General features: G+C 68.8%; 16 protein-coding genes. 9 read left to right on the forward strand and 7 right to left on the reverse strand.

Going from position 1 to position 19457, the window contains the following annotated elements:
* Positions 1-20: 20 nt before the first annotated feature.
* Both BAU06_RS07605 and BAU06_RS07610 read right to left on the reverse strand, forming a co-directional pair.
* Entirely contained in the window at positions 21-269 is a 249-nt protein-coding gene (locus tag BAU06_RS07605) for a hypothetical protein (protein WP_066346526.1), read from the reverse strand.
* Between the two features lie 175 nt (positions 270-444).
* Positions 445-1371 carry a DUF72 domain-containing protein gene (locus tag BAU06_RS07610; protein WP_066346528.1) on the reverse strand — a complete coding sequence of 309 codons (927 nt, stop codon included), beginning with the start codon at positions 1369-1371 and terminating at the stop codon, positions 445-447.
* 185 nt (positions 1372-1556) lie between these two features.
* On the opposite strand from BAU06_RS07610, the gene BAU06_RS07615 reads away from it, so the two are divergent.
* From BAU06_RS07615 to BAU06_RS07645, 7 genes are all read left to right on the forward strand, one after another.
* Positions 1557-2591: a magnesium and cobalt transport protein CorA gene (locus BAU06_RS07615; RefSeq protein ID WP_082993565.1), complete on the forward strand. Its 1035-nt coding sequence runs from the start codon at positions 1557-1559 to the stop codon at positions 2589-2591.
* A gap of 5 nt (positions 2592-2596) precedes the next feature.
* The gene (locus BAU06_RS07620; protein ID WP_231934015.1) at positions 2597-3211 is read left to right on the forward strand and encodes a thermonuclease family protein; all 615 of its coding nucleotides are present in this window, start codon (positions 2597-2599) and stop codon (positions 3209-3211) included.
* A gap of 120 nt (positions 3212-3331) precedes the next feature.
* Positions 3332-5569, forward strand: coding sequence for an ABC transporter substrate-binding protein (locus tag BAU06_RS07625; RefSeq protein WP_066346534.1), 2238 nt, complete (start codon positions 3332-3334; stop codon positions 5567-5569).
* A complete protein-coding gene (locus BAU06_RS07630; protein ID WP_066346536.1) occupies positions 5566-6543 on the forward strand; it encodes an ABC transporter permease in 978 nt (325 codons plus the stop codon). The genes BAU06_RS07625 and BAU06_RS07630 overlap by 4 nt, the downstream gene beginning before the upstream one ends.
* A 5-nt stretch (positions 6544-6548) precedes the next feature.
* The gene (locus BAU06_RS07635; protein ID WP_066346541.1) at positions 6549-8072 is read left to right on the forward strand and encodes an ABC transporter permease; all 1524 of its coding nucleotides are present in this window, start codon (positions 6549-6551) and stop codon (positions 8070-8072) included.
* The gene (locus BAU06_RS07640; RefSeq protein WP_066346544.1) at positions 8069-9733 is read left to right on the forward strand and encodes an ABC transporter ATP-binding protein; all 1665 of its coding nucleotides are present in this window, start codon (positions 8069-8071) and stop codon (positions 9731-9733) included. The genes BAU06_RS07635 and BAU06_RS07640 overlap by 4 nt, the downstream gene beginning before the upstream one ends.
* 113 nt (positions 9734-9846) lie before the next feature.
* Positions 9847-10305, forward strand: coding sequence for a DUF1178 family protein (locus BAU06_RS07645; RefSeq protein WP_066346546.1), 459 nt, complete (start codon positions 9847-9849; stop codon positions 10303-10305).
* Between the two features lie 8 nt (positions 10306-10313).
* Here BAU06_RS07645 and BAU06_RS07650 read toward each other — a convergent pair whose 3' ends face one another.
* From BAU06_RS07650 to BAU06_RS07675, 5 genes are all read right to left on the reverse strand, one after another.
* The gene (locus BAU06_RS07650) at positions 10314-11351 is read right to left on the reverse strand and encodes a hypothetical protein (RefSeq protein WP_156770178.1); all 1038 of its coding nucleotides are present in this window, start codon (positions 11349-11351) and stop codon (positions 10314-10316) included.
* 631 nt (positions 11352-11982) lie between these two features.
* Positions 11983-13404 (reverse strand): hypothetical protein, encoded by a 1422-nt coding sequence (locus tag BAU06_RS07655; protein WP_156770179.1) that lies wholly within the window; start codon positions 13402-13404, stop codon positions 11983-11985.
* A gap of 221 nt (positions 13405-13625) precedes the next feature.
* Positions 13626-14186, reverse strand: coding sequence for an elongation factor P (gene efp / locus BAU06_RS07665; protein ID WP_066346555.1), 561 nt, complete (start codon positions 14184-14186; stop codon positions 13626-13628).
* An 89-nt stretch (positions 14187-14275) separates the two neighbouring features.
* Positions 14276-15472 carry an elongation factor P maturation arginine rhamnosyltransferase EarP gene (gene earP, locus BAU06_RS07670; protein ID WP_066346557.1) on the reverse strand — a complete coding sequence of 399 codons (1197 nt, stop codon included), beginning with the start codon at positions 15470-15472 and terminating at the stop codon, positions 14276-14278.
* Between the two features lie 48 nt (positions 15473-15520).
* Complete coding sequence (locus BAU06_RS07675; RefSeq protein WP_066346561.1) at positions 15521-16723, reverse strand: DUF2863 family protein; 1203 nt, start codon at positions 16721-16723, stop codon at positions 15521-15523.
* A gap of 242 nt (positions 16724-16965) precedes the next feature.
* Here BAU06_RS07675 and BAU06_RS07680 point away from each other — a divergent pair, with 242 nt between their 5' ends.
* Entirely contained in the window at positions 16966-17736 is a 771-nt protein-coding gene (locus BAU06_RS07680) for a DODA-type extradiol aromatic ring-opening family dioxygenase (protein WP_066346563.1), read from the forward strand.
* 211 nt (positions 17737-17947) lie between these two features.
* The gene (locus BAU06_RS07685) at positions 17948-18925 is read left to right on the forward strand and encodes a Bug family tripartite tricarboxylate transporter substrate binding protein (protein ID WP_066346565.1); all 978 of its coding nucleotides are present in this window, start codon (positions 17948-17950) and stop codon (positions 18923-18925) included.
* Positions 18926-19457 lie beyond the last annotated feature (532 nt).

Raw genomic sequence — 19457 nt, forward strand, 5'->3', positions numbered from 1 at the left:
CCACGGCACTGTTCGCCCACCTACTTTTTCCGGCCGGCGTCCTTGCCCTGTTCGCCGCGCTTGTCGTGCGAGGCCTTCCAATCGACATCGTCCTTGGGCGTGGACACTTCCCGGTCGGCTTTTTCCGCTACGCCGGGCGAGATCGGATCGCTGGCAGGGAAGGTTTCCTCCACGGCTTCGTCCAAGGCCTCCTGGTAGGTGGGAACCTTGTCTCCGGGATGATTGGGGTCCTTGTCCTGGCCGCTGTGCTTGGCTTTGTCACGCGTCATGGCATTCCTCCGGCTGGCGCGGCGGCCGGCCCGCACCGGCCGCCGCGATTCTCTGGAAACACGGGGCCGGATTGGTCCGACCCCACCGGTTGCCCATCAGCAACCGGCGTGCCTTCCGGGAGGGCGCCCGGCCGCGCCGGGATGAATGCAGGCGCGGCGGCAAAACCGGCCGCCGCTACGACGGCGGCCTCGCCGGGGCGTCCTCCACCGGCTGCATGGGCAGGCGCAGGGCGCTCATCAGCGCACGCGCGTCACGCGGCGCCATCACCTTCATGTCGTTGTCGAAATAGCAATAGATATCGCGCGGGCCGGTGGCGCGGCCCCGGGGGCCGGCCAGCCGCGCGCCGCGTGGCGTCGTCCCGCGCGACCAGGCGTCGATGCGCCGGGCCCAGTCTGCGATGGCCGCTTCGCTGTAGCCGCTGCTGTATAGCGCCTTGTCCCCATGCAGGCGGACATAGGCGAAGTCGGCGGTGGCGTCTTCCAGCAGCGGCCACTTCCCCGCGGTGTCCGCCGTCACCAGCGCCATGCCGCGCCGCCGCAGCGCGGCCACGAACTCCGGGCAGGCGAAACTGGCATGCCGCACCTCGAAGGCATGGCGCAAGGGGCGGCGGGCATCGGTTTCCGTCAGGCTGCGGCCGCGCATGCGCGGGCCGTGGCGACGCGCCATGGCGGCGGCGGCCTGGGTATCGCGGGGCAGCAGATCCAGGAAGGGCTCGATGCGCGCCGGCTCCCACTGCAGGGTGGGGGGCAGCTGCCATAGGAAGGGCCCCAGTTTTTCGTTGAGGCCGAGCACGCCGGATGCGAGGAAGTTGGCCAGCGGTTCCTCGACGTTCCGCAGCCGCAGGGTGTGCGTCAGGAAGCGCGGTCCCTTTACGGCGAACACGAAGCCGCCCGGCGTTTCGTCGCGCCAGCGGGCAAAGGATTCGGGCCGCTGCAAGGAATAGAAGGTACCGTTGATTTCCACCGTGCTGACCTGGTGCGAGGCATAGGCCAATTCCTGGTCTTGCGGCAATCCCTTGGGATAGAAGCGGCCGCGCCAGGGCGCGTAGCGCCAACCCGAGATGCCGATGCGCACGGCGGATCGTTGTCGTTGTTCAGGCATGCGTGGGATCCCTGCGGGACAATGTCGGCCACGGTTGTGCAAGCCGCATGCCATGCAAGGCCGTGCCCCGGGGCATGGAAGCGGCCGCTCCGCACCCCGGTGCTATCATCGTCGGCTGCTCGAAACAGGGGCGGGCCCGCCGTGCGGCGTGCGTGGCCTCGTCAAGAGACAGGAAGGAATTGTTTATGCAGGATCCCGGATCCAGTGCCCCCGCGGCGCCCGCCGTGGCGCAAGGCGCGGGCGAGTACAACGGCGAGGTCGTCGCATCGATCTCGTACGTGAAGGGCCGCCGCGACGCCGCCGTGCCGATCGAACAAATCCATTCCTACGTGGGCCAGTCCGAACGCCTGCTGTGGCTGGGCGTGAAGAACCCCCATCCCGAGCTGCTCACCCGGGTGGGCGAAGAGCTGCGCCTGGGCCCCAAGGCGATGGAGGAAATCCACGAGCCGCACAAGCGCCCGAAGATCATCGACTACGGGAATGTGGTCCTGGTCGTGGCCGTCACGCTGGAACTGGACGGCGACCGGCCGCTGTTCGGCGAAACGCAGCTGGTCATCGGCGACGGTTTCCTGTTCACCATCCGGCGTGGCTCCACGGCGCCGTACAGCGCGCTGCGCGAAAGGCTGGAGGCCGCGCCGGATCTGCTGGCGCGCGGCAGCGACTACGTGGCGTCCGAGCTGCTCGACTTTCTGGTGGACCGCTATGTCCATGCCGTCACCAAGCTGGAAGGCGTGGTCGAAAACGCCGAACAGAAGCTCCTGATACGCGGCGCCAAGGACGCGGACATCCGCCGGTTGTACCGCCAGCGGCGGGACCTGCTGCGCATCCACAATGCCATCGCGCCGATGGCGGAAATCTGCCGGCGCCTGGCGCGGGTCGAGATGACCGCGATCGACGAGCACGCGCGGCCGTACTTCGCCGAAGTCGCCGACCGCGTCATGCGCATCGACGAACTGGTGGCCGCCTTGCGCGACGCGCTGGCTTTCGCCTTCGAGGCCAGCCTGATGATGGGGCAGTCGCAGCAGAACGACACGACGCGCCGGCTGGCGTCCTGGGCGGCCATCCTGGCCGTGCCGACGGCGGTAGCGGGCATCTACGGCATGAACTTCAAGTACATGCCCGAATTGGATTGGACTTATGGGTACCCCATGACGCTGGCCGGCATCGGCGTGGCGTGCGGGTTGTTGTACTGGCGTTTCCGGAGGGCCGGGTGGTTGTAAAGGCAGTGCACGCCGCGTTGCGGCGCATGGGGGTAACGCGTCCCGTCATCGCGTTGACGGTCGCGCTGATGGGCGCCGGGGTGGCGTATTGCTCCTCGCCGCGCGGGCCGGCGGCGGGAAAAGGGCAGGCGTACACGCTGCAAGGGCGCATCGTGCGCGTCGCCGATGGCGACACCGTGACGCTGCTGGGGGCCAACAACCGCCAGTACCGCATCCGCCTGGCCAGCATCGACGCGCCGGAAACCGGCCATGGCAAGGACAAGCCCGGCCAGCCCTACGCCCAGGCCGCGCGGCGCAACCTGGAAGCCCTGGTGGCGGGGCGCACCCTGACCGCCCATTGCTACGAGCAGGACCGCTACGGACGCGACGTCTGCGACCTGCCGGCGGACGGCGGCGAGACCGCCAACCGCAAGCAGGTGGCCGCGGGCTATGCCTGGGCCAACACCGTCCGCAACGGCGAGTACCTGCGCGATACCGCGCTGCCGGCGCTGGAACGCGAAGCCCGCAAGGCCGGCAAGGGCCTGTGGGGCCAGCCGGGCGCGGTCCCGCCCTGGGAATGGCGCTTCGCTTGCTGGAACGAGCGCAAATGCGCCGCGCCCGCCGGCCAGGCGGCGCCCTGATACGGGATTTCCCGCGGGTTTGACGATTCCGGCCGGCTGCCCGGCCCTGGCCGGCCTGCTCGTTATCCCAGTTTGCTATCCTTGCCCCGACATCGACTTGCGGGCAGGACCGGAAAAAAAATGGGGAGCATCAGGCGGCTTTGGTTGCTGGCGGCGCTGTGCGTGGCGGCGCTGGCGGGCTGCGGGCAGGAAAGCCCGATCAACAGTCCGTACCGCTCGGGCGCGGAAAAGGACAACACCCTTTACACCGCCTTTACCCGCAATTCGCCCAAATACCTGGACCCGGCCAGTTCCTATTCGGTCGACGAAACGCCCTTCACGTACAACGTCTACGAGCCGCTGTACGGCTACGATTACCTGGCGCGTCCGTACAAGCTGATCCCCCGGGCCGCGGCCAGTATCGATCCTCCCACCTACCTGGATGCGCAGGGCCGGGTGCTGCCGGCGGATGCGCCAGGCGAGACCATCGCCGAAAGCGTGTACGAGGTGCGTCTCCGCCCAGGCATCCGCTTCCAGCCGCATCCCGCCTTCGCCCGGAATCCGGACGGCAGCTATGCGTATTACCCGCTGCGTCCCGGCGAGCTGGACGATAAGTCGGCGATTCCGGACTTCCCGCTGACCGGCACCCGGGAATTGACCGCGGACGATTACGTCTACGCCTTCCGCCGCCTCGCCAGCCCGCGACTGCCATCGCCCATCTATTCGCTGATGGCCGATTACGTGGTGGGGATGAAGGAATATGGCGATCGCCTGCGCGCGCAGGACCAGCAGGCCCGGGCCAAGCTGCCGCCCGATGCGCGCGACCTGCCTTGGCTGGACTTGCGCCAGTCCGGCTTCGACGGCGTCACGGCGCCGGATCCGCACACGCTGCGCATCCGCATCAAGGGCAAGTACCCGCAGTTCAAGTATTGGCTGGCGATGACCTTCACCGCGCCCGTGCCCTGGGAAGCCGAGCGCTTCTACAGCCAGCCCGGCATGGCCACGCGCAACCTGTCCTTGAATACCTGGCCGGTGGGGACGGGCCCCTACATGATGGTGGAGTCGCTGCAGAACCGGCGGCACGTGCTGGCGCGCAATCCCAATTTCCACGGGGAGCCCTATCCCTGCGATGGCGAGCCCGCCGATCGCGCCGCGGGACGCCTGGCCGATTGCGGCAAACCCACGCCCTTCATCGACCGCGTGGTGTTCAGCATCGAAAAAGAGTCCACCCCGCTCGCCGGCAAATTCATGCAGGGCTATTACGACATCCCGCAGGTTGAGCGCGGGGAGTACGGCGTCGCCATGCTGGTGGCCGCGGGCGATTCCCCGGACAAGGCCGCCCGCTATCGGGAGCATGGCATCCAGCTGCCGACCACGGTAGAGACCCAGAACTGGTACCTGGGATTCAACTGGAACGACCCGGTGGTGGGCAAGGGCGATACCCCGCAGAAGCAGGAGCGCAACCGCAAGCTCAGGCAGGCCCTGAGTATCGCCTTCGACTGGGAAGAGTACGTCGCCATTTTCGAGAACAGCCAGGCCGCCGTCGCCTATGGTCCCGTGCCGCCCGGCGTGCTGGGCTACAAGCCGGCGCCCGAGGGGATCAATCCCGTGGTCTATGACGTGGTCGACGGCAAGCCGGTGCGCAAGTCCATCGATGTGGCGAAACAGCTGCTGGCCGAGGCCGGCTATCCGGGCGGCCGCGATGCCGTAACCGGCGAACCGCTGGTCCTGCATTACGACGCGATGACCGGCATGGGCGCCAGCCCGATGTTCGACTGGATGCGGCGCCAGCTGGAAAAGCTGGGCATCCAGCTGGATGTGCGCTCCACCGACTACAGCCGCTTCCAGGACAAGATGCGGCGCGGTACCGCGCAGATGTTCATGTGGGGCTGGAACGCCGATTACCCCGACGCGGAGAACTTCCTGTTCCTGCTGTACGGCCCCAATGCCAAGGCCACGTCGGGCGGGGAGAACGCCTCCAACTACGTCAACCCGGAGTTCGACAAGCTGTTCGACCAGATGAAGTTCCTGGACGACGGTCCGGAAAAGGCGGCCATCATCGACCGCATGGTCGCCATCGTGCAGCGCGACGCGCCCTGGATGTTCGGCTACTTCCCGATGTCCGGCGGCGCCTACCAGCAATGGGTGGGCAATGCCAAGCCGACGCAGATGGTCCGCAACACGCTGCAATACATGAAGCTGGATACGGCCCTGCGGGACCGCAAGATAGATGAATGGAACCGGCCGATCTGGTGGCCCCTGTGGCTGCTGCTCGTGCTGATCGCGCTGGCGATCTGGCCGTCCTACCGTGCCTTGCGCCGCCGCGAGAAACAGACGGCGTTCGGCGATCGGACCGTCGCGGCCAGGGAGTCGACATGAGTGCATATATCGTTCGCCGCCTGTTGTACGGCGTGCTCATCCTGATCGGCGTGAACCTGTTCACCTTCGTGCTGTTCTTCGCGGTGAACACGCCGGACGATATGGCGCGCCTGTCCATCGGCGGACAGCGCGTCAGCCAGGACGCCATCGACAAATGGAAGACCGAGCGGGGCTACGATAAGCCGCTGTTCTACAACGCACAGGCCGAAGGCGCGCGGCGCCTTACCGACACCATCTTCTACCAGCGCTCGGTGCCGCTGCTGCGCATGGATTTCGGCGCGTCCGACGCGGGCCGCGACATCGGCCGCGAGATACGCACCCGCATGTGGCCCAGCCTGGCGCTGGCGGTGCCGACGTTTTTCCTGGGCCTGTGGGCGAGCATCGTTTTCTCGCTGCTGCTGGTGTTTTTCCGCGCCACCCGCCTGGATTTCTGGGGCGTCGTGCTTTGCGTGGTGCTGCTATCGATATCGGGGCTGTTCTACATCATCGCCGGACAGTGGATGTTCTCCAAGCTGCTACGGCTGGTGCCGTATTCGGGTTTTGCGGGCGGTTGGGATGCGGTCAAGTTCCTGGCGCTGCCGGTGGCGGTGGCCGTGGTCTCGCGGCTGGGGCCGGAGGCCCGCTTCTACCGCACGCTCTTCCTGGAGGAGATCGGCAAGGATTATGTGCGCACCGCGCGCGCCAAGGGCCTGACGGAAGCCGCCGTGCTGTTCCGCCATGTGCTGCGCAACGCCTTGCTGCCCATCCTGACCGGCACCGTCGCCACGCTGCCGCTGTTGTTCATGGGCAGCCTGATCGCGGAATCCTTTTTCGGCATTCCCGGCCTGGGCAGCTACACCATCGACGCGATCAATGCGCAGGATTTCTCTATCGTGCGCGCCATGGTGTTCCTGGGATCGGCGCTGTACATCGTCGGCCTGATCCTGGCCGACATCTCCTACACGCTGGCCGATCCCCGCGTGCGTTTCGAGTGACCGCCATGCCCTTGATCGTTCTGCTCTGGACCGACGTCGCCCTGTACCTGATCGTGGCCGGCGTGCTGGCGTATGCCTGGCACGTGCGGCGCACGCCGACCCTGCGCGCGACCTGGCTGAGGGTGGCGCAGGACGGCCCGGCCATGTGCGCCGCGGCCGTGCTGGCGGTTTTCGTCGTGGCCGGACTTCTGGATTCGGTGCACTACCGCCCGCGCCTGCCGCCCTTGCCCGGCGCGGCCGCCGACGCGCCGGTGGCCTACGCGCCCTCGGTGCGTTCGCTGCTGGACGCCGCGCTGGCAGGCACCGTGCTGACCCGTCCGGAGAAGACCTATTCCGCGCCGCTGGCGGCGCGCCAGTTCACCAAGGAAAGCATGCTGGTCGACGGTCGGCCCGTGCGCGACTTCCCACGCTTGCGGGCGGGTGCGGCTCATCTGGCCGATCCCGACAAGGAACGCTGGCCCGACGTGGCCAAGCGCGCGGCCGCCGGCCTGGCGGGTGGCGTGCTGGCCGCGCTGGTCCTGGGCGTGGCATTGGGCGCGGTGCTGGCGCGGCGCCGTGCTTCATGGCGGGCCGCCATGCGCGACCTGCTGCGCGGCGATACCGACATACGCTGGCGGCCGATGTATCTGACGCTGTGCGTGCTGTGCCTGGTGGCGGGCGTCCTGGCCGGCCTGGCCACGGGCTACCATCCCCTGGGCACGGACCGCACCGGCAACGACGTCCTGTGGCAGGCCATCAAGAGCGTGCGCACGGCGCTGGTCATCGGCAGCCTGACCACCCTGGCCATGCTGCCGCCGGCCCTGGGCTTCGGTATCGCCGCCGGCTATTTCAAGGGCAAGGTCGACGATGCCATTACCTACCTCTACACCACGCTGACCTCCATCCCGGGCGTCCTGCTGGTGGCGGCATGCGTGCTGATGATGCAGGTGTACATCGACAACAATCCCTCGCGCTTTCCCACTTCCGCCGAGCGTGCCGACCTGCGCCTGTTCCTGCTATGCCTGATACTGGGGCTGACCGGCTGGGCCGGGCTGTGCCGCCTGGTGCGCGCGGAGGTCCTGAAGCTGCGCGAGCTGGAATACGTGCAGGCCGCGCGGGCCTTCGGCGTGTCCCGGTGGGGCATCATGCGCCGCCACCTGGTGCCGAATGTGATGCATATCGTGTTGATTACCGTGGTGCTGGAGTTCTCCTCCCTGGTCCTGTACGAGGCCGTGCTGTCCTATCTCGGTATAGGGGTGGATCCCAGCATGAATTCGTATGGTTCGATGATCAACTCCGCGCGCCTGGAAATGTCCATGGACCCCATGATCTGGTGGAACCTCGGCACGGCTTTCGTCTTCATGCTGGCGCTGGTGCTGGCGGCCAACCTGTTCGCCGACGGCGTGCGCGCGGCCTTCGATCCGCGCGCGCGCAAGTTCCGCGCGCGGCGCCTTCCCGTGCTGGCGCCGCCGCCCACGGGCGGCCTGTTCGCCGTATCGCCCGTGGCCGCCGAAACGCGCGAGGCCACGCGGCAGGGAGAAGGGCGATGAGCGCCGCGGACAGCGTTTTGCGGGTGCAGGACCTGCGCGTCGAAATCGCCGGCGAGCGCGGCATCGCGGTCGCCGTCCAGCGCCTGGCCCTGGCGATCTCGCGCGGCGAAACCTTCGCGCTGGTCGGCGAGTCAGGCAGCGGCAAGAGCATCACCGCCATGGCCTTGCTGCGGCTGCTGCCGGACGCGGGCCGCATTGTCGCGGGCCAGGTGGAGCTGGCGGACGAGGACCTGACCCGGCTGCCGGAAAGCGCGATGCGCCGGGTGCGCGGGGGGCGCATCGGCATCATCTTCCAGGAGCCTTCCACCAGCCTGAATCCCGTCATGCGCGTGGGCGACCAGATCGTCGAGACCTTGCGCGCCCATACGCGGCTGCGCGGCGAGGCGGCACGCGCCCGCGCCATCGACTGGCTGCGGCGCGTCGGCATCCCGGAGCCGGAACGGCGGATCGACGACTATCCCATGCAGTTCTCCGGGGGCCAGAAACAGCGCATCATGATCGCCATCGCGCTGGCCGCCGAGCCGCTGCTGCTGATCGCCGACGAACCCACCACCGCGCTGGACGTCACGGTGCAGGCCCAGGTGCTGGACCTGCTGGCCGGCATCCAGCGCGATATGGGCATGGCCATGCTGCTGATCACCCACGACCTGGCCGTGGTGCGCAACGTGGCGCAGCACGTGGCGCTGATGCGGGCCGGCGAGATCGTCGAATGCGCGCCGGCCGAACAGTTCTTCACCGCGCCGCGCCATCCCTACGCGCGGCAATTGTTCGACGCCATCCCGGCCTTCGAAAAACGCGGCCGGCCGCTGTCCGGCGGCCCGGCGATCGGCCAGCCCGCCACGCCCGCGCCCGATATCGGCCCGACCGTTCTGGAAGTGCGCGACCTGTCCGTCCATTACCCGGTACGCAAGGGGCCCCTGCGCCGCATCAAGTCCTGGGTGAAGGCGGTCGATGGCTTGAGCTTCAGCCTGCGCGCCGGCGAAACGCTGGCGCTGCTGGGCGAATCCGGCTGCGGCAAGACCACCACGGGCAAGGCGCTGCTGAGGCTGATCGAGGGGGCCCGCATACGCGGCCACGCCATGCTGGACGGCGCGGACCTGATGCATGCGCGTGGGCGCGAACTGGCCCGCCTGCGCGAGAACATCCAGATCGTGTTCCAGGACCCGTTCGCGTCGCTCAACCCGCGCATGCGGGTGGGCGAGATCCTGCTGGAAGGCGTGCTGGCGCTGCGGCGCGACCTGCCCAGGCAGGCCTGCGCCGATCGCGTGGCGCGGCTGCTGGCCCGCGTCGGCCTGCCGGAGGACACCGCGACGCGCTATCCGCACGAGTTTTCCGGCGGCCAGCGCCAACGCATCGCCATCGCGCGGGCCCTGGCCGTGGAGCCCAAGGTGCTGATCTGCGACGAGCCCACGTCGGCGCTGGACGTATCCATCCAGGCACAGATCCTGGACCTGCTGCGCGACCTGCAACGCGAGCTGGGCATCGCCTATCTGTTCATCACCCACAACTTCAGCGTGGTCGAATACCTGGCCGACCGTATCGCGGTCATGCATGGCGGCCGTATCGTGGAACTGGACGACACCGCCACCGTCCTGCGGCAGCCCAGGCACGAGATCACCCGGCGCCTGCTGGCCGCGGTACCGCGCCTGCATTTCGGCTGACCGCGGCGCGGGGCCGTGTATGATGCGTATCCCGGCGGGACCCGCAAGGGCGGTAGCCCGCCTGGAAGCCGGAAGGGCTTGCATAGGCATCGAGCGTCGCCATATTCCCTGTCATGAAAGTATTCGACCTTCAATGCGACGAGCAGGGCCATTTGTTCGAAGGCTGGTTCGCCTCGCATGAAAACTACGACGAGCAGCAGTCTCGCGGCCTGGTGTCGTGCCCCATGTGTGGTTCGACCAAGGTCTCCAAGCGCCTGTCCGCGCCGCGCCTGAACGTATCGCACCTGAAATCCCCCACGCCCCCGGGTAATCCCGTGACGGATCAGGACGGCGGACCGGCCCAGATGGCACGCCTGCAGGCCGCGGTGCTCAAGCAGGTGCGGGAAATGGTCCGCCGGGCCGAGAACGTCGGCCCCCGCTTTGCCGAAGAGGCACGGCGCATCCATGAAGGCGAGGCCGAGGAACGTGCGATCCGCGGCACCTCCACGCCGGAGGAACGGCAGGCGCTGCTCGAGGACGGCATCGATTTCCTGGCGGTGCCGGACATCCTGGACGACGAGCGCCTGCAGTAGCCGGCGGCCTACCGGGCACCCGCCGCCGCTCGGGCGCGCGCGGCGTCCGGCGCGCCCGCCTTGGGCGTCGCGAATATCGGTCCCCGGGGGGTGGGACGGACGAGCGTGTATTCCGCCGCCAAGGCCAGGCGTCCCACGTGCCCGTGCGCATGCAGGCGCAGGATGTTGACGATGTGTTCCATGGCCTGCTCGCCGGCCGGGACGCGGTAGTCCCCGCCTCCGGCCGGGCATATGCGCCACCGCTCGCCGGCCTGGTCCACATTGCCCGCCAGCGGTGCGTCCGTCTTGCCCAGCTTGCGGAAGCTGGCCTCGTGCCAGTAGCCCAGGGCGATGCCTTCCTGGGAGGCCAGCGTCGACAGGCGCTGCGCCGCGGTCTCCGGATCCCAGTGGCCCTTGCGCTGCCGTGCCTGCATGTCCGCATGCAGAGGCGAGCCCATCCCCGGTTCAGTGCCGTCCCGCGCGGCGGGTCCCGGTTGTTCCGCGCGGGCGAGGGGCGTCATATTCGCATCCGCGCCTGGGCCGGTTTGCATGGCGGGGCGGGCGTGGCCGTCGGGTCCGAGCGCGTCGCGCTGCGCGCGGCCCCATTCGGTCAGGGTGCCGTCTTCCTGGTAAGCCCGGTAAATCGTGGCGCGGTCGTAGCCGTAAAGATCGCAGAACAGGGCGCGCGACAAGCCGCCCGCATTCAGCTTGATCAGCTTGCCGGCCAACGCGAAGTCTTCGCCTTGGAGCGTGGTCTTGCGCTCGATGTCGGGCAGGTTCGCGGCGCGGCGGTCGGCGGGTGTCAGCAGCGTGCCGCGGTCCACCGCTCGTCCCAGGTCGGTCAGCCTGCCGCAGCCATCGACGAAGCTGCGCAGCGCCTGCTGCGAAACCCGGGCAGCGCGGGCAAAACCGCGCAGATTGGCCGGGTGGCCGGCCAGGCGCCGGCTGGCTTCGCGGATCACCTCGCGCGTGATGTCGCGCTTGGGGCCCATGTTCAGCGTGGCCAGTAGGGATCGCCGCCATGCCTCGTGGCGTCGGCGCGATAGGGCTTCCGCGGTGGCAGGCACGGAATGGCTCGTTGCAGTGGCCGGCGGGCGGGCGTCCTGCTCGACCGCCGGCGGACTCGCGGAGCCTGATGGCGGCTCGGGCGTCCGCCCGGCCATGCTGGGCGGACGCCCGGGTGCGGCACCCGGCGAGGCGGGGCGCGGTCCGGATATCTCCCCGGCGCCGGTGGATGGGGGGGCGCCGAAGACGTCGTCGTCCTGCATGACGTCCCGGGCGACGAGGCGCATCTCGGGATCGAGGCCGTCGAGCAGACGATCCACGCCCAGGAAAGGGAAGGGCAGCGAGAGCGACGATATGGCCGACAGCGGCGAACCCGACCCCGGACAGGATGGTGCATCCAAATGGCTGGCCGCCGGCGACCCCGCACCGGAACCCGGGCCGGCACCCTGGCCCGTGGCGTAGGCCTGCCGGGAAGGCAGCTGCAAGGTCAATGGCGGCCGCGTCGGCCGGTGCATGCGTGCGCGTGCCCGGGGAGGCGGGGCGACGCCCGCGCGAAATGGGGTGGGCTGTTGCGTCTCGATAGGCGGGGGGGCCGCCTGGCCGGCGGCATGGATGGCGTACATGGGATGGACCTCGGGGCAGGCGGTGCGATGGCGTTCAGGCGGACTGACGGTACGAGGGGCACTAGGGGCACTAGGGCGTGTCGATCCTATCCTCAGTCAGGATTTCCAGGTGCGTGCCGGGCTGGGGCGCGATCAGCATGGCGCGTCCGATGCCGGACGGCGTCAGCGCATAGCGAGCGGCCAGGGCAGCCCGGCCGCTCGCGCCGCGCGCATGCAGGCGCAGGATGTCGACGATGTGGTCCATCGCCCACTGCCGCGGCGCCATGCGGTATTCATCCAGGCGCGATGGCCGGATACGCCAATCGCCGCCCGCGCGGTCCACGTCGCCCGCCAACGGCGCTTCGGGCGGACCGAACATTTGAAAGGTGTCGCCCCGCCAATAGCGGATGCGGATGTTCCCGCGCGTGGCCAGGTCCGTCAGGCGCTGCTCGGCAAGCGTGCGCTCCACATCGGGGTCGGCGGCGTCCGGGGAGACTTGGCCGGCATCCGCCTCGGGAGATTCCTCCAGCCCGTTGGCGGCGCGCAGCGCGTGGCGTGCCTGCCGGCCGAAGGCCGTCATGGCGCCCGTGTCCTCGTAGGCGCGATAGATGGTTTCGTGGTCATAGCCGAACATCTCGCAGAACAGCGCGCGCGACATCTGGCCCGCCCGCATCCCGACCATCTTGTCCGCCAGGGCGTAATCCTTTTCGTCCAGCACCGTCCGACCCACGGTCGGCGGCAAGTTCGCCGCCTTGCGGTCCTGCGGCGTGATCAGCGTGGCATCGTCGACGGCGCGGCCCAGCGCGGTCAGATGGCCATCCGGTTCGACGAAGCTACGCAAGGCCTGATGCGATATGCCGTACGACCTCGCGCAGGCGTTCATGGTGCAGGCATCCCGCGCCAGCAACTGGCTGGCCCCTCGTACGATGTCGCGCGTGACGGCGCGCTTGGAGGCGTTGTTGTGCATGGATACCAGACCGCCCCGGAACCGTCCATCGTTCGCGCGGCGGGACACGGGCGCTTCGTCGCGCATCACCTCGTTGGCGATGCGATGCATGGCGGGGCTGAGGGCGTTGAACAGCTGCTGGGGTTCGATGAAAGGAAGCGACAACGGCGAGCCGGGTTGGACCTCGGTGGGAGCCGGCACGAGCGTGATGTATGACCCGGACGGGGAGGCGGTCACGGGCGCGGACAGGGGCGCGGGCAGGGGCGCGGACAGGGGCGCGGACAGCTGGGCCGGCAAGTGGGCCGGCAAGGGGGCGGGTGACTGGGCGGACAATCGGGCGGATACCGAGGGCGGATCCGAGGGGGTGCGGGATGGCGGCGTCAGCGCGGGCGACTGCGTCGTGGGCCGCTTGGGCGGCAAGTCCAGCCTGAGCGCCTGGCTCGCGGGCCGTCGCAGCCGTGCGCGTGGGCCGGGTGACGGGCCGGTCCCCGTCCGGAACGGCGCCGTCAAGGGCGGCGCGTCGTAGGCCTGGGCGCGGATGGGAGCGAGCGGGTGTATGGGGTGCATGGGACCGACCTCTTGCATGAACGACCGGGGGTTGGGGCATAGTCGCCGGCCATGCCGGCCGTGGCCGGATATGTGGCACGCACTGGGTAGGATGGCCGCCGTGGCGGTTCCCCGTCCGCGCCTTCGGCGGCCATCGCGGAATCGCGGCCCAAAGAAAAAGCCCTCCGTCGGGAGGGCTTCGCGGGTCGGCGAGCGTGGCGCCTTGCGGCGCGCCGCGCGGCTTAACCGTTGACGCGGCTGCGGTATTCGCCCGTGCGCGTGTCGATTTCGATCTTGTCGCCGATTTCGCAGAACAGCGGCACGTTGATGTCGTAGCCGGTGTTGATCTTGGCCGGCTTCAGCACCTTGCCGGAGGTGTCGCCGCGCACGGCGGGCTCGGTATAGGTGATCTCGCGCACGACGCTGGTGGGCAGTTCCACCGAGATGGCGCGGCCGTCGTAGAAGACGACTTCCACGGGCATGCCTTCTTCCAGGTAGTTGAGCGCGTCGCCCATGCTTTCGGCTTCGATCTCGTACTGGTTGTATTCCTCGTCCATGAAGACATACATGGGGTCGCCGAAATAGGAGTACGTGCACTCCTTGCGGTCCAGCACCACGACGTCGAATTTTTCGTCGGCCTTGTAGACCGATTCGCTGCCGGCGGCGGTGAGCAGGTTCTTGAACTTCAGCTTCACCACGGCCGCGTTGCGGCCCGACTTGTTGTATTCGGCCTTCTGGACCACGAGGGGATCCTTGCCGACCATGACCACGTTGCCGACTCGCAGTTCCTGAGCGGTTTTCATCGATTAAAACTCCGGGGAGATATCTGGTTCTGCCCGGTCCGGTTACGGTGTCGGATCGGGAAAGTAAAGGGGGCGAAAAACCCAGAATTCTAACATTTTTGGCGCAGATTTGCGCAAAATCGGATCAGGTTTGCCGCCAGGTCGGGCATGGCCGACAGGTCGCGGTCCCATGCCCGGGCGGTGTGCCGCCACGCCTCCCAGCCCGGCGCGGAGGTCGCGTCCCGCCAGGCCGCCGCCAGCGGACCGGACGCGGCGCCGGTGTTCCACGCCAGGATCAGGGCCCGCGCCTGTGGCGGCGGCCGGTAGCGGTCCAGCCAGGCGTGCAGCTTATCCAGGTGTATGTCGTCGGCCTGGGGATAGATCTGCCAGACCAGGGGGCGGCCTGCCCATCCGGCGCGGACCACGGAGTCCTCCCCACGCACGAAGTTCAGGTCCGCGCACCATAGCAGCCTGTCGTAGTCGTCTTGCGACAGGAAGGGGATGCGCACGATATCCAAACCGGTGGCAGCGGGGCCGGCCAGGGCCTCCAGGCCGGGCGCGACGCCCTCCGGCACCAGAAGCAGCGTGGGCCGCGGGTCGCCGCTCAGGGCCGCCACCAGGCTTGCCAGGGGCGCCGTGGGATAGCAGAACAGGGTCGCCAGCCGCGTCGACGCCGGATGGGCGCCGCCGCAAGCCGGCAGCCAACCCGCCATGCGGTCCGCGCCGATGCCCAATCCCTGCAGGAAAGCGCGCTGGGCGTCCGGCGAGCGCTGGAAGGCGTCGCGCCGCGCCGCCAGATCCGGTTCGCGCAGCAGGCCGCCCGTGGCCGCCGTGAATCCCGGGAAGAAAAAGTACTTCATCAGGCCGTCCGGCTGCGGCGATGGAAGCCGGTGGTGGGACTCCACCCACGGCTCGGCGCTCAGGTACTCGAGGTTGATCCATATGGGCGCGGCCGGCTCAGGCGCGGCCGGCTCAGGCGCGGCCGGCTCAGGCGCGGCCGCGGCGGCGCGCTGGCGCATGGCGGCACGGAACGCATCCGGCGGATCGCAGGCGAACGCCTCGATCACCACATCGCCCGGCGTCAGGGCCGGTGCCGGAGACGTCCAGGCCACAATGGCGACCCCGTCTATATCCTGGATCTGGCGGTCCAGGGCACAGCGTGGCTCCATTCTGGCGAAAGCCGGCAGATCGTCGATCCACAGGCGGATCCGCCAGCCGGCGGCCTGCTTCAGCCCGCGCGCCAGCCGCCAGCAGACGCCGATGTCGCCGTAGTTGTCCACCCTTCGGCAGAAAATGTCCGCGTGCATGGCGGAGCCTGGCGTGGGCATGGGGAGGTATCGATGGCGCTCGCCCGTCTAGTGGAACCGGGCCGGGGCGGACTCGGCGTCTTCCGGCAGCTCCGCGTGCACCATCTCGCCGAGCGGGTTCGGGAAGTACGGCGTTCCGCAGTCCTCGCAGTACTCGGCGGGAAGCACGCCGGGGATGCGGCGGACATCGTTCACGCCCTGCTCCTTGAGCAGCGCGGCGATTTCCTCCACGGGGTCCGGCTTGTCCTCTTCCCCGCCCGTTTCGTCTTCGCGGCCATACAGCGGCCAGACGCAGCCGTAGATGACGTCGTTGCTGTTGCGTGCCGTGAAGCCGACCCGGTACTCGTCGATGCGGCCTTCGCCGCAGCCCGCCACCACGGCGCGCAGCCGCGCCGGTTCCAGGTTGACCGCGCCTTCGAGCCAGGTGACGGCGGCGCGCAGCGCCAGCGGCCGCACGCGCCGGTCGGCTTCGCGGTTGCTGACGTAGTAGGCGTCGGGCAGCAGGCATTCGAAGCTGCAGCCGGGCAGCAGGGTGGCCAGCGTGGGCTGGGCCTGTTCTATCCACCGCGCCAGGCAGGCTTCGCGGGTTGCGCCGGCGTCGCCGGGGCTTTCCTGCCAGCGGAAGATCGCCGTGCCGCGCGGCACGGCGACCGCGCCCACCAGGTAGCGCGTGTCGGCCAGCATATTGGCCGTTTCCGCGTCTTCCGTGATGGCCGGCTTCATGGTTTCCGCGCCCAGGGCATGCGAGCCCAGGCGTTGCAGCCACTGCCAGGTCTCGGAGAAGGTGCGCGGCATCTGGTCGATGCTGACCAGGTGCGGCATGAGGGATAGGCGCGCGCCCTGCGCCAGCACGTGGCCGTGCAACTGCGCGGTCAGCGCCTGCAGCGCGGCGGGGGACACGGGCCCGGTCGGGATGGTGTAGCGCGTCCACGCGACCATGGGGGCGACGATCAGCAGGACGTCGTAGCTGACGCCGTTCTTTTCGATGACGGTGGACTCGGTAAAGGTTTCCGCCTGTTCGATCAGCACTTCGTACGCGCCGGGATGGGTCTGGGACAAATGGTCCAGCGCGGATTCCAGTGGCGCGTCATTGCCGCTGCGCAGCAGTTTGGGAATGAAGGCGCGCAGTTGCTCTTCCCAGAATACGTCCTCCACCCGGCTGCCCGAACTGTTCAATGCGAGCGCCAGCGTAGCCAGGCGCGAAGCGTCGCGGGTCAGGCGTGAGGAGGTATGGCTGCGGGAGCGTGGCATGGGGATGAAGGACCGGTCAGGGGGAAAGAGAACCGTATAGTGTACCGCCACGCATGCCGGGCCGGACGGTCGTGGCCGCATCCCTGCCGTATCCTTGCCGCACGGCAGCACGGCAGCACGGCAGCACGGCAGCACGGCAGCACGGCAGCATGGCAGCATGGTGGCCTGGCGCGGCCTGGTGGCATGGCGGCCGCTCGGTGCGACGGCGTTACGATAGGCCATCGTTACGCTGGAGGTGTGCCATGCGGTGGCCCGTACTGTTCGTTTCCCATGGCTCGCCCATGCTGGCGCTGGAGCCCGGTCGCGCCGGCGCGGCGCTGGCGGCGTGGCCGCAGGGAAGGGAGCGTCCCTCCGCCATCCTGGCGATTTCTCCCCACTGGTACCGCGACGGGTTGGCCGTGGCTACCCGGGACCGCCAGCGCGCATGGCACGACTTCGGCGGGTTTCCCGCGGAGCTGTATCGGCTGTCCTACGGCCCCCCGGGCTCGCCCGCCCTCGCCGCGCGTGTGCAAGGGCTGCTGGCCGCGCAGGGTGTCGCCGTCGCCGGGGACCCTGCCCGGCCGCTGGACCATGGGGTGTGGGGGCCGCTGCGTTTCCTCTATCCCGACGCCGATGTCCCCGTCGTGGCGCTGGCGCTGGATGGCGGGCGCGATGCGGGCGGCCAGTACCTGCTGGGCCGGATGTTACGGCCGCTGCGGGACGAGGGCGTGCTGATCGTCGCATCGGGCTCGCTGACGCACAATCTTCGCCACGTGCAGGCCGCCCACGATGCGGCGCCGCTGCCGTACGTCCAGGCCTTTCGGCAATGGGTCGGCGATCGCCTGGCGGCGGCCGACACAGCGGCCCTGCTCGCCTGGCAGACCATGGCGCCCGGCGCGGCCCAGGCCCACCCCCACGACGAGCACCTGATGCCGCTGTTCGTGGCGTGGGGCGCGGGAGAGGGCCGTGCCACGCGCCTGGTGGACGAGGTCGCTTATGGTGCCTTGGCGATGGACGCGTACGAGCTGGACTGACGCGCGAGTCCAGGGCTTTCATATTGCCGGCACGTTGTCGTACATCTAGGTTGGGTTGATCTATCCGACCGGCGAGATACTGGTCGATGTGGGGCCGGGCGCTCCAGATTGTCCCCTAATGTGAGCATTGACGCAGACCGCGATCGTCGGCAGAATCGTCGCGGCACTTATATGATGTCCTATAACAAACGACGATATAGAGGAGATTCCCATGGTTCCATCCCGCCGTTCCTTTCTGACCGTCGCCGGCGCAGCCGCGCTGTACGGCGTCGCGCCGGCCGTGCGCGCCCAGCAGAATTGGCCTGATCGCAATGTCCGCCTCTTGGTGCCGTATCCGGCGGGCGGCTCTTCCGACATCATCGCCCGCGCGATCAGCCAGCCGCTGTCGGAGACGCTCAAGCAGACCGTCATCGTCGATAACCGGCCCGGCGCCAACGGCAACCTGGGCGCCGGCATCGTGGCGCAGTCCGGCGAGGACCGCCACACGCTGCTGTTGTGCGACGTGGGGGCGCTGATGATCAGCCCGTCCGTCTATACCAAGCTCAATTTCGATCCCAACAAGGATTTGCGCGGGGTGAGCATGCTGGCGTATTCGCCGCACATCCTGGCGGTGCATCCCTCGGTGCCGGTGAATACGCTGGCGGAGCTGGTGGCGCTGTCCAAGCGCGAGCGCCTGAATTTCGCCGTGACGGCGATGGGCAGCGCGCCTCACGTGGCGGGCGTGGCGGTGGAGCAGGCGACCCAGGCGCAGTGGCAGTACGTGCCGTACAAGGGCGGCTCGCAGGCCATCACGGATACCATCGGCGGGCAGACGCAGATCATCATGAACGGCATGCTGGCTACGCTGCCGCATATCCAGAGCGGCAAGCTCAAGGCCATCGCGGTGTCGAGCCGCAATCGCATGCCGCAGGTGCCTAACGTCCCGACCATCGCCGAGTCCGGGGTGCCGGGCTTCGAGTCGGGGACGTGGCAGGGCGTGGTGGCGCCGGCGGCGATGCCGCCGGAGGTGCTGGCCCGTCTTAGCAAGGAACTGGCGCGGATCATGAATGTGCCGGAACTGAAGGCGAAGCTGGCCGAGCAGGGCGCGGACGTGGTGACCATGACGCCGGCCGAGATGGACAAGTGGCTGGCCGCGGAACGGCAGCGCTGGGCCGTGGTGGTGCAGAAAGCGGATATCCGGCTGGATTGATGCTTGCCGTGGGGCGGACCTTGGCGGGATAGGTCCGGCGGGGCGTCGGGTGACGGGCCTTGTCGCTGTCTCTGTCTCTGTCTCTGTCTCTGTCTCTGTCTCTGTCTCTGTCTCTGTCTCTGTCTCTGTCTCTGTCTCTGTCTCTGTCTCTGTGTTCACGGGCGGTTCTGTTTGTTTGCTGGCGGGGATCTGTGTTCCTGGGCCGTCCGCCGGGGGCGATGCCTGGCGGGTCCGGCCCGGTCGGGCGGTCCGGGGCCCGGGCCCCGGACACCACATCGCTCGCCTCGTCCGCCGGGCGCTCCCGGGTAGTAGTCCTGCTCGATGGCGTCCGCGCCACGGCTCCCTTCGGCATCCGCTCGTTCGCCCTCCGACGGGCCAGCCCCGCCAGGCATCACCCCCTGCGAACTCCAGCGTGCCGGAATCGCGGGTGCTGGGGCGGTTTGGGTGCTTGGGCTTCGTGGGTGGGGGGTGTTGCCGGAGGAAGAGGTAGCGATGCCCGCGGGCCGCGGCCGCCCAGCGCGGCCGTGGCCCG

The sequence above is a fragment of the Bordetella bronchialis genome (assembly GCF_001676705.1).
In the GTDB taxonomy this organism is placed as follows: domain Bacteria; phylum Pseudomonadota; class Gammaproteobacteria; order Burkholderiales; family Burkholderiaceae_B; genus Bordetella_C; species Bordetella_C bronchialis.